At 37.4% G+C, this 10,338-nt stretch carries 10 protein-coding genes; 3 read left to right on the forward strand and 7 right to left on the reverse strand.

All coding sequences use genetic code 11. The features are described from left to right. The 6 genes from ACNKXS_RS06725 to ACNKXS_RS06750 form a co-directional block, all read right to left on the reverse strand. Nucleotides 1–443, reverse strand: a 443-nt coding sequence (locus ACNKXS_RS06725; protein WP_417920195.1) for a DUF4625 domain-containing protein, incomplete at its 3' end; no start/stop codon positions are given. Between the two features lie 56 nt (nucleotides 444–499). Continuing rightward, a complete protein-coding gene (locus tag ACNKXS_RS06730) occupies nucleotides 500–826 on the reverse strand; it encodes a hypothetical protein (protein ID WP_417920196.1) in 327 nt (108 codons plus the stop codon). Beyond that, nucleotides 826–3,204 carry a TonB-dependent receptor gene (locus tag ACNKXS_RS06735; protein ID WP_417920197.1) on the reverse strand — a complete coding sequence of 793 codons (2,379 nt, stop codon included), beginning with the start codon at nucleotides 3,202–3,204 and terminating at the stop codon, nucleotides 826–828. The genes ACNKXS_RS06730 and ACNKXS_RS06735 overlap by 1 nt, the downstream gene beginning before the upstream one ends. A 71-nt stretch (nucleotides 3,205–3,275) precedes the next feature. Continuing rightward, complete coding sequence (locus ACNKXS_RS06740) at nucleotides 3,276–3,617, reverse strand: hypothetical protein (protein ID WP_417920198.1); 342 nt, start codon at nucleotides 3,615–3,617, stop codon at nucleotides 3,276–3,278. A gap of 227 nt (nucleotides 3,618–3,844) precedes the next feature. Next, nucleotides 3,845–4,333, reverse strand: coding sequence for a hypothetical protein (locus tag ACNKXS_RS06745; protein ID WP_417920199.1), 489 nt, complete (start codon nucleotides 4,331–4,333; stop codon nucleotides 3,845–3,847). A 650-nt stretch (nucleotides 4,334–4,983) separates the two neighbouring features. Continuing rightward, the gene (locus ACNKXS_RS06750; protein ID WP_417920200.1) at nucleotides 4,984–5,244 is read right to left on the reverse strand and encodes a DUF3253 domain-containing protein; all 261 of its coding nucleotides are present in this window, start codon (nucleotides 5,242–5,244) and stop codon (nucleotides 4,984–4,986) included. Between the two features lie 171 nt (nucleotides 5,245–5,415). Here ACNKXS_RS06750 and ACNKXS_RS06755 point away from each other — a divergent pair, with 171 nt between their 5' ends. Beyond that, on the forward strand, nucleotides 5,416–6,441 hold the full coding sequence (locus ACNKXS_RS06755; protein ID WP_417920201.1) for an ion channel: 1,026 nt from the start codon (nucleotides 5,416–5,418) through the stop codon (nucleotides 6,439–6,441). Nucleotides 6,442–6,481: 40 nt separating this feature from the next. Here ACNKXS_RS06755 and mobA read toward each other — a convergent pair whose 3' ends face one another. Further along, nucleotides 6,482–7,072 carry a molybdenum cofactor guanylyltransferase gene (gene mobA, locus ACNKXS_RS06760; RefSeq protein WP_417920202.1) on the reverse strand — a complete coding sequence of 197 codons (591 nt, stop codon included), beginning with the start codon at nucleotides 7,070–7,072 and terminating at the stop codon, nucleotides 6,482–6,484. Between the two features lie 287 nt (nucleotides 7,073–7,359). Between mobA and ACNKXS_RS06765 the strand changes: the two genes are divergently transcribed. Beyond that, the gene (locus ACNKXS_RS06765; RefSeq protein WP_417920203.1) at nucleotides 7,360–7,728 is read left to right on the forward strand and encodes a DUF7009 family protein; all 369 of its coding nucleotides are present in this window, start codon (nucleotides 7,360–7,362) and stop codon (nucleotides 7,726–7,728) included. Further along, nucleotides 7,729–10,029, forward strand: coding sequence for an FdhF/YdeP family oxidoreductase (locus tag ACNKXS_RS06770; protein WP_417920204.1), 2,301 nt, complete (start codon nucleotides 7,729–7,731; stop codon nucleotides 10,027–10,029). Nucleotides 10,030–10,338 lie beyond the last annotated feature (309 nt).

Genomic DNA, 10,338 nt, shown 5'->3' on the forward strand with positions numbered 1-10,338 from the left:
CCTTCGTGACCTAATACGATCTCAACAAATGCCTCTTCCTGATTTCCGGCAGCATCCACCACAATAACTCCTAAATGATATTCTCCCTCAGCGATCCCTGCAGGAATCTGAATATGCTCGTGAGCTTCAAAAGTTCTTGGATTTCCAGCGATCTGGAATGTTTGCTGAAAAGACCATGGCTCCTCTGCTTCCTGCTTTACAACAGAATGGGTATGTCCATCAAAATTGTTATGAATATCCACTTTGTAAGATGCCAGACCTTCATTATCAGAAAGGTCGATATCAAAATGAAGTTCTCCGCCTATTTCGAATGCTTCGCCATCTTCAGGCTCACTCATGACAATTGTTGGTTTTTGGCTATCCAGCGCTTCATCATCATCACTACAAGCAGTGAATGCAAATACAGTAAGTAGTACAACTAAAATTTTAAAATAATTTCTCATTTTCTTAATCTTTATAATAATTCGATTTATGTTCTATGCTTTTAATTTAATCCTGGTTAATTGAAATGTTCAGGCGGTCCTCGAACATAAAAATTGATATGTGCTGCTACAATCTGGCTAATTCCAGCACCGAATAATCTCTTTTTTCTTTCAGAAATATTTCTGAAAAGATCCTGCCTGTCATAACCCGGCAGTAAACCTTTGTATTCTGCATGTATAAAATGTTCACACCAGTGTCGGATGTTTTTCTGTTCAAATTTAAAGTCCCCTACTTCATAAAAATCTGAATGATCTTCCAACAGAAAATGTGCAGTACGCAGTACAGGTCCCGCAAAAAGCAGAAAAATTAGCAATCGGCTGATATGTACAATTACAAGACTCATTAACTACCAAATGGAATTTTGATGTTCAGCTGAATATTTCTTCCCATTTCAGGAATTTGCAGCCTTCTGTAGAAGCTAGTATGATTGAAATACCGCTCGTTTAGAAGATTATCTACTCTAAAATTGATATTGGCCTTGAATCCATTCAGATTTACTTCATTTTGCCATCCCAATCCCCAAAGCGCGTGGCCCGGAGTAACCAGCTCGCCCTGGGCAATACGATTCTGCTCCATGACCAGCCTGTTATTGATGCTGATTTCAGAAGTTTTAAATAGTTCTGAATCCTGAAATAACTCGTAACCTATTTCAGTAAACAAGTTATTTGCTGGTGTAAAGGGAAGTGGAAAATTTCTTGATCTATCTGAAGTGATCTGCCGGTTATACAAATATTCACCTGCCAGGCTAAAATGCCAGCGACCCACTTCCTTATTTACGGCTAATTCTATCCCACTGAGTAAAGCTTCAGACTGAGTATATTGAAACAACTGACCGGAATGAGGAAGTACGGAAAAAGTTCCTGTTGGTCGCAAAAAGATATAATTATTGAAAAAATAGGCATACGGGCTCAAACTAATATTCCAGAAATCCTGGGAATAGTTTAAGTTCAGATCGGCCATAAAACCCTGTTCCGGTTCAAGGTCCGGATCTCCCTGTTCATGCCTGAAAGAACCGTGATGGATTCCGTTAGCGCCTAATTCAATCGCCGTAGGAAGACGAAAAGCGGTTCCTATGTTTATTTTCGAACTCCAGCGTTCATTAAAGGTATGGTCCCACCCCATTCTGGCATTGAAACTGCTGAAATCTCGATTAATTCCCTCACTTCTTTGAGCGTATGAATTAGCAAGTTCTTCAGTCTGGCCATTCCTAATCAGGAATTCATACAGGTTTGGATCATAATTACCCTGCATGTCGATAGTTCCATAATCGAACCTCAATCCCAAAGTCCAAAGATTTTTAGAAGACGGTTCAAATTCGTGAATTCCGAAAATGGCATAATTACCCGCCTGATATTCCGGTAACAGAAAGTTAAAGCCGCCGATGTCATTATCCTTCCAGTTTAAATCAACTCCTACCTGCGTCTCATTTTGACGATTAAAGTTGTGATGATAAATTGCTCGTGTGGAATAGGTTTTAAGGTCGAAATCCAGTTCTAAATTAGGATCAACTTTGGGAGGTTCCTGCCCGCCATAATGCGTGTGGAATAAACTCCATTCCTGCCTGTGGTTTCTCTGATAAGAAAGATCCAGATCTAACTGCCCATTTTCATAGAAAAATTTGGTGTTGTTGATGACCTTAAAATGAGAGACACGCTGGAAAGGCTCTTCAATGTTTCTAAGATCTCCATCAGGCTGAACGCGGCTAATATCAGGGATTCCGTGGGAACCGGGAAAGAAACCCGATTTCTGATAAACTTTACTGATGCTTAAGGTGGTTGAAAAATCATCCTTCACAATGCCCGCCTGAGTATACCAGTCGAGTTCTTTTCCTGCCGTATTTTTCAGCTTCTCATCGAATATCGGAATGTTGAAATTGAGATAAGAGATTGCTTCAGCAGGAAGGCTATAATCTCCAAATGATATACCCGTAAACTTGGCTTTGAAAAACCATTCATTTTCAGAATAAGATAGTTTCGCTGAAGTTCCAATGCTATTGTTCACACTTTGAGCAAAGCTGTAAATGCTCCCGGAAAGACCTTCCGAAGGAATTGTATTGTTATTAATGCGCACTACTCCACCAATGGCATCGCTTCCGTAGGCAATAGAACCTACACCTTTTACGATCTCCAGGTTTTCCACATTCAGCGCATCAATCTCGAGTCCGTGGTCGGCTCCCCATTGCTGCCCTTCCTGTTTGATACCATTTTCGGCTACTGCAACACGATTGAGACCTAAACCACGAATTATAGGCTTGGAGGCACCCGATCCTATTTGCAAGGCATTAAAACCAGGCATTCTCTCGAGGCTTGAGGCCAAAGAACCATTAAACTGCTTTTCAAGATATTCATCATCTACATAAACAACCTGCTGACTGGTCTTTTTATGCATATGTCCCTCGAGCAGAACTTCTTCCAGGCCAGTAATAGATTCAGTTAATGTAAAATCAAGAACGAGATCCTTGTAAAGTTCAATAATGGTATCCACATCCCTGAATCCTATCATGGAAACGTGGACTTCGTAGTTGCCGCCCTTTAAATTTGTATCGTATGTACCTTGTTTTGAAGTCCAGAAGTACTTGCCGTTTATTTTGACGTAAGCACCTTCCAAAGCATCCCCTGCTCTATCTTTAACTTTACCAGAAACCTTGTAACTATTGGTGTTCTGAGCGTATGTATTGTAAGAAATCAGGGATAAGACCAATCCTATCCAGAAAAATTTCATATAGTAAAACCGTAAATAATTAATGTGACAAATTCTGAAGCAGAAGCACTCCAGAGATCAATAAACACTAGTTAAACACGGAAATACGGTGGTGCCCTTAAGGAGAAATAAGGATCTGGGGAACTCCAGACAGTTTGAGTAAGAGAAAGAGAATAAACAGTTTCCTTCAGCGGAATAAATGGTTCGAAAGAAAGAAAATCGGGATTGTCAAAACCTGAGAAGTGGAAATCACAGATCTTACAATCCATGTTAGAAGTCACGATATTCTTGTCATTTTTCACAAGATGCGTATGATCTTCTATACTTAAATTTTGAGATAAGGAATGCTCGAAGACGTGCACATATGGATATACCAGCGCAAACATAACTAGTAGCGCAGTGAGTATGGAAATATGTCCCGTTGTCTTTTGCATTGCTCGCAAATATAAGCACTAGAAGTCTCTTACAAAATGTAATTCCATAATTTATTCGGAAGAAAACCTAGCTAACATTGCAAACTTAGGAAGATCAGATTCTAACAGAAATAAGTTCACTACTCTACACGAGTATATGTGAAAATAGAATCGCTAATTGACATATTGTTTAAAAAATAAAAAAACCGCTGATTTAATCAGCGGCTTAAGATATTGATAATCAAATTTTAGTTAGAAGTATTCGTACTATCTAATTTAGCCATGATATCCTCATGTTCTTTTTTCATTTCCTGGTGATCTTCTTCCATGGTGCTGTGTTCAACCATCAGTTTATTATGCATTTCGATTATTTCATCGATTTGCGCTTTTTTTTCAGAATCAGATTTTCCATCAAAGTTGGCTTTCATTTCATTATGACCTTCCATGATCTGGTCATGACTTTTAATGATCGCATCGTGCTGTTCAAGAATAGTACTGTGTCGCGCAACATCATCAAAAATGGTTGAATCCTGAATATCAGCAGAACCCAGTTTCTCGTTCACTTGCTGATATTTTATTCTCATTTCATCATGAGTGCTCTTAAATTCAGAATGTGCTTCAGAAATGCTGTCGTGCTGACGATTTAGTTTATCAAATTCTTCAGATAGTTCTTTGTTGTTGTTTTCGCATCCTACTATCATTAAAAGCAGGGCAAAAAGTCCGATTAGTTTTTTCATAATTTTTAAAGGTTTGGATCAAAACTACTAAAACATTAATAGTAAGGATATTAAAGGAATCGTAATATTATTGCAACATTATAAGATCTACATTTTCCGGGAAAGTAACCAGATCTCATGTTACATACATTGACCCTCTTATAAGAGCATTATAAACTCTTCTCAAGTAGGTAGTTGGTATCTTCAATTCAATATGATAATTCTTTACACTTTTTAACTTACAATATCTAAGCTGAAGTTATTGATTGGTCAAATAACAATCGCCAAAAGTAGAAAATTGCTATCGCTAACTTTTATGCTAATTTATTCTACCTCGCTATTTTACGTATAATAGAATTGGTTCAATATTTCAGGTTTCAAATATGAGGATCTGTTTTTCAAGTTCACTGCAAGACTTACCGACTCCAAATTTTTCAAAGTATTTACCTTATGCCCTTCGAATAACTTAGATAAACGAAGCAGCAAGAATTTCCAATGGAATCAATATACTCTATCAGTTTACTAGCCTGCGCTATTACCAAAATTTTATTATACCGAATATCGATGTGATCTTTTTCGAAATCATAAGCATCCAACAGGTATTCACTCTATACATTTCAGTTAAGCTTACGAGTCCATCGACTCACTACTTCTGCAATTTACTGGAAGTACTAATCCTTTTTTTTGAGCCGAATTGGACCTTTCGCTTCTGAAGGTAAATCCTGAATAAGGACTCCTTTTTGCAACGTGATTAATTTATTCTCTTTAACCAGTTCATCAGCAACTATACGCACCATGTCCATTCCATCTCTCCAATTCTCATCAAAATATATTCTGGCAATTTCTGAAGGACAGAAACTGGAATCATTTGATTTCCTCTGATCCGAAATTTCCTCAATTAAACCTTTAATTTCTAAATGTTTATCTTTCAAATTTTAGTTTTTGAATGTTTTAAATACATGAAATAATTCAAGGTACAATTGACTTACAGATACCTTCGGCAAATTTTATTGCTTTTGATCACTTCAGTATCTCCAATTTGAAGCTTATATTGTAATTTAAGAACCATCATTTAGATTGCAAACCATTTTTTTTAAAAGATTATGAATATTTTCTATTTCGTTACCGGAGTGGTAATTGTTTTAGTGACCATTTACGATATGATTTATACAATTCTATCCCCTAGAGGTTCCGCGCTAATAGCCGATAGAATATCGAGATGGTTTTGGAGATTTGCATTAAAGGTTTCCGGTAAAAATGGTAGGAACAGGCTTCTAGAATATATTGGTCCGTTAATATTGTTGGGTATCGTTCTAACCTGGATCATAATCTTATGGCTTGGAAATACTTTAATTGTTTATTCAGATCCACAAGCCTTGTGGTCCTCTCAAGATAATGCATACGTAACTGGTTTTTATAATAAGCTCTATTTTGCAGCTTATGTACTTTCATCTATGGGTAACGGTGACTACACTCCTGCTTCTGACTGGTGGTTGTTCTTCACAGGTTTTATTTCCTATACTGGAGTGGTATTCATCAGCTTGGGGATTTCCTTCTTAATTCCGGTAGTGGAAGGAATTACTTTAAAAAGAAAGTTGAGTATGCAAATTCACAATCTGGGCGAAACACCAGAAAGAATAATTTCCAATTATAATAGTAATAATTTTGAGCAATTATCTTCAGCATTAAGCGATCTGGAAGCGCCCTTATTAAAAGTGGCCCAAAGTCATTTAGCTTACCCAGTAATTCATTATTTCCATTCAGTAAATATTTATGAATCCTTACCGGTTCAATTAGCTACTCTTGATGAAACCTTATCCATCCTCCTTTATCAGGTTGAGGAAGACAATTTTGAGGATAGGCTGAGTATGGAAAGAACCTATAAATCCCTGACATATTACTTATCTACCTTAGCTTCTGCCTTCATACATCCCGGAGATGATGAGCCTGAGCATCCTAATACTGATTATTTACATGATTTAAAAAAATCTGATCAGGCGATCGATGACTCAGCAAATCGCAAACTTGCTGCTAGAAGGAAACTATTACTAGCATATCTTCAAAATGATGGTTGGGAATGGGATGTCATAGAAAAAAAAGAAAAAGTTACTATTAAAGAAAGAATTTAGATCGACTGCTATCTAATAAATTTCTGACAATAGTTAATAACTATTCGCCATCTGTTTCTGTATTTTCAGCGGCTTTTAACTGTTCTCGAGTATTTATATTCCGTAAAACCGCTGTATTCTCGAGTGCGTTTAGATTTAATATCACATGGGGTTGCTTTGAAACAAAATCCTGCATTTTTAATTCATCTGCCAAAATAGCTTTCTCTACTATTTCTATTACTGATTTTGGGTAGCAGGCAAAAAGCGGAGAAATTCGCTCCGAATCTGTAGCGACAGTTATTTTTCCAGGTTCGGCTACAGTCATCAAACTCTGTATTCCTTCTTTGTTAATGGAAGGCATATCGCAAGCCAGCAATAAAACCATTGGAGCTTTAGAATATTCAAGAGCAGCATATAATCCGCCCATAGGTCCTTTCTTCGGAATAATATCGGTATACAAAGGTTTGCCGAATTTCAAATATTCCTTGTTACTACTAATTATACTGGTTTTCAAGTTTAAGGTGTCGAGAAGCTTAATGATATGCAAGATCATTGGCGTTCCTTGAAAATTGAGCAGACCTTTATCTGTTCCCATTCTTTTGCTTTCCCCTCCCGCAAGTATAAAAACTTCGATCGCTTCTTTTTCTATCACTTTCAATTGAGTTTCAGAAAATAAAAATAAGCTAATTCTGAAAAGACAAACCTGATTTGAAAATCTAGATGTAGTGTAATTAAGCAGAAATTTAGATAGTAAACTACAGCTTGAAATCCAGAAAATTTAGATCGTTTCTTATTCCGTATCAATCATAAATTACCACAAAACCTTAAAAGCACCCTAAAAGTTTTATTTCGGATAATATTCTTATGCATAATTAAAACCATTAGGCTTAACTTTAAATGGTTGTTTGAATAGTCAGCAGCCAATAAAATTACATTAAAATGAAAATTAGGATTCGAGAAAATTCGGTGAGATATAGATTGACGAAAAATGAAGTGGAACATTTATGTAGAGAAGGATCTATCGAAGAAACCACAAATTTCCCAAACCTGGATTTCACTTATGAAGTGAAAGTTGCAACAACTAAGTACTTAAATATTGATTTTGTGAATAATAAGATCTCTTTGCAAATTTCTGATGCTCTTCTGACAAATTGGGATACTAACAATCGGGTGGGATTTTCTCATTCTGTCGTTACTTCTAAAGGCAAATCTATAGATGTCCTTCTCGAGAAAGATTTTACCTGCCTGGAAGATCGTGGTGAAGACGAATCTAATAATTACCCTAACCCAAAAACTCTTGCGCTTTAGATGAAAAAGAAAATCGAAAGAAACGTCAATCATAGAGGACCCGTTAAATTTCAGGAACTTGAATTTAAAGATCCCGTTACCCATGCTGCAGGAAAACTGGGAATTAGAGAAACCGTAAAGCATACCTTTAAAGAAATGGGTGTTGTAGATTCCATGCGAGCTCTATTCACTATTAATCAGCAGGATGGTTTTGACTGCCCTAGCTGCGCCTGGCCCGATCCTGAACATCCTTCCAAAATTGGAGAATATTGCGAGAATGGAGCAAAAGCCCTGGCAGATGAAGCTACGCATAGTCATATTGATGCCGCTTTCTTTCAGAAATATTCAGTGGAAGAACTTTCAGAGTTAAGTGATTTTCAGCTAAATAAATTCGGGCGACTTATAGAACCACTGGTCTTACGCGAGGGCAGCATTCATTACGAAAGCATTTCCTGGCAGGATGCCTTTGAATTAATTTCAGAAGAATTGCGTGGTTTAGATTCTCCAAATGAAGCTATTTTCTATACATCCGGTCGTTCCAGCAACGAAGCTGCTTTTTTATACGGGATGTTTGTTCGCGCATACGGAACCAACAACATGCCAGATTGCAGCAATATGTGCCATGAATCCAGCGGAGTCGCCCTTGACGAAACCCTGGGGATTGGAAAAGGAAGTACCAAACTTGAAGACTTTTATGAAGCTGAAGTGGTGATCATTGCCGGACAAAATCCTGGCACCAATCATCCAAGAATGCTATCTGCACTTGAAAAATGCAAAGAAAACGGCGGCTATATTATTGCGATAAATCCATTAGAAGAAACCGGTCTGGTTAATTTTAAAAATCCCAAAAATATCAAGGGTTTACTTGGCAGTGGTGAAGATATTGCCGACTTGCATTTAGCGGTAAACATCAACCAGGATATTCCATTGGTGAAATTGATTCTTAAACGTCTTGCTGAAAAAGATGCTTTAGACCATACAGTTTTTGACCATGAGTTTCTTGAAGAATACACACAGGGATATTCAGAATTGATCGAGGATTTTAAATCTTTTGATGAAAAGGAACTTCTTGCTTTAACCGGAGTTTCCAATGAAAAAATAAATCAAGCCGTAGAGGTGCTCGCCAAAAAGACTAAAATCATTGTCTGTTGGGCAATGGGACTTACCCAGCATAAAAACGGGGTAGAAACAATTCGGGAATACGTGAACTTATTGCTTCTAAAGGGGGCCATTGGAAAAGAAAACGCCGGTACCTGTCCCGTTCGTGGACATAGCAATGTTCAGGGCGATCGAAGCGTGGGAATTATGCATTTTGTTGATGAAGATCTGAATGAACGCATCAAAAAACACATGAATTTTGATCCGCCAACCGAAAAAGGTATTGATGTGGTAGAATCCATGGAGGCGATGCATGATGGGAAAGCAAGTGTATTTTTCGCTTTAGGAGGAAACTTTTTAATGGCCGCCTCAGATACAGATTATACTGCTCAGGCGCTTAATAATTGCAAACTAACGGTGCAAATTAGCACCAAGTTGAACCGCTCGCACTTAGTAACGGGTAAAAAAGCATTGATCTTACCTACTTTCGGAAGGTCTGAAAAAGATGAGAAGAACGGAAATCTTCGTTTCCTCACTATGGAAAGTAGTATGGGACGCATCCGGCAGTCTAAAGGTGTTTTAAAACCTGCATCCAGTAGTATTATGAGCGAGCCTGAAATTATAGGAAATCTTGGTCATACTTTTTTCAACGGAAATCACCCCGTAGACTGGAAAGCAATGGGAGAAGATTACGAATTAATACGCGAGAAAATCGATCTGGTAGCAAAAGGATTTGAGAAGACCAGTGAACGATCTAAAGGTTTTGGATATTACCTTCCTAATAATGCGCGGCACAGAGATTTTAGTATGTTGCCTAATGGTAAAGCACAGATCACTTTGAATAAACTTCCAGACCACCAGTTACAGGAAGATGAATTAATGTTGATGACCATTAGAAGTCACGACCAGTTTAATACCACTATTTATGGCTTAGACGATAGGTATCGGGGAGTTTATAACGAACGTCGGGTAATCTTTATGAATCAGCAAGATATGGAGAAGCGCGGTTTAAAGAAATTTGAGATCGTTAATTTAAGTAGCACCTATGACGGCAAGAAAAGAATGGCGTACAAATTTAAAGTATTGCCTTATAACATTCCAGCCGGCAACACCGCTGCCTATTTCCCTGAAACCAATCCGCTAGTGCCTTACAACCATTTTGCAGAGCGTAGTAATACACCCATCAGCAAGTCGGTAAAGATTCGGATTGAAAAGGAAATTTGATTAACCTAGACGATAATGTGAAAAAAAAACTTCTCTGTAGAACTAACTTAGGTATCAGAAGCTAATTGGAATAAGTTGGTTAGTTGAAAACAGGAATAAAATCATAATCTTCATAGAACCTGATGCCTGACTTTTGATGAGAATTAATGATGTACTTCGGAAGTGAAAAATAACATAGATAGATATTTCCGAAGTGATAGTGCTTCTATAGTTTCTTAAAATTGAACTATTTTAGAGTTACAACAAACTGTTTCCAGATGCCTGCTATTTTTTCTGGCAACTAAAAGTTTACATATCTCTAAGGCTGAT

Source organism: Christiangramia marina, assembly GCF_048285865.1.
In the GTDB taxonomy this organism is placed as follows: domain Bacteria; phylum Bacteroidota; class Bacteroidia; order Flavobacteriales; family Flavobacteriaceae; genus Christiangramia; species Christiangramia marina.